The sequence below is a fragment of the Oleiphilus sp. HI0123 genome, assembly GCF_001635315.1.
Genome location: NZ_LWGE01000745.1, coordinates 1 through 877, shown reverse-complemented (window position 1 = coordinate 877; position 877 = coordinate 1). Strand labels below are relative to the sequence as shown.

Genomic DNA, 877 nt, shown 5'->3' with positions numbered 1-877 from the left:
TGCTCTCTTAACTCTTCACCAACCTGTGCGCCAACAAATTCAGCTCTGGTCAGCTCTAGCTGCACACCATTCGCAGACAAGGTGCTCGCGACTTGCGCACCAACCTTATCGTTAAACGACTCAGACAAGCGAACCAACACAGATGTTGCTGCACCAAAGTTTTGTACAACTAATTTCTCATAACCCGCTGCAAGCAACTGCTCACGCACTTCTTCAAGGTTCGGCGCTTCTTGGTATTCAACCTCTACCAGCGTCCCCCCTGTAAAATCCAAACCCAAAGCCAGACCTTTCACACCAAGCGAAGTAATTGAGGCAAGCAATAAGATGATCGAGAATGCCGCGGCAATCTTACGTTTGCCCATAAAATCTATTGTATTGTTCATCCTGAGCACCTTACCCTATCGAAATTTTCTTCAGCTGACGGCCGCCATAGGCCAAGTTAACAATCGCTCGCGTCAGTACGACAGAAGTGAAGAGCGAAGTCATAATACCGAGTGACAATGTCACCGCAAAACCTTTAACCGGGCCAGTTCCTACCGCAAACAAGATAACCGCAGCAATCAACGTGGTTATATTTGCATCGAAAATCGCTACAAATGCTCGACTATAGCCGGCATGAATAGCTTGCTGAGGAGAAAGACCGTTTGCCAGCTCCTCGCGGATACGAGCAAAGATCAACACGTTTGCATCAACCGCCATACCGACAGTCAGTACAATACCAGCGATGCCTGGCAGGGTAAGTGTGGCAGAGATCATCGACATTAATGCACACAATAGAATGACGTTTATTGCTAGAGCAATATTCGCGACAACACCAAATGCCCGGTAGTAAACAAGCATAAACAATAAGACCAAAGCGAAACCGATTTGAACGGAC

1 protein-coding gene and 1 pseudogene are annotated in these 877 nt (G+C 47.2%); both read right to left on the bottom strand.

The window, feature by feature from the left end; all coding sequences use genetic code 11:
• Positions 1 to 383 (bottom strand): annotated as a pseudogene (locus A3761_RS06635) (protein translocase subunit SecF); the annotation flags it as partial.
• Positions 384 to 393: 10 nt separating this feature from the next.
• Positions 394 to 877 (bottom strand): SecD/SecF family protein translocase subunit (locus A3761_RS06630; protein ID WP_156491687.1); only part of this gene is annotated, 484 nt, incomplete at its 5' end.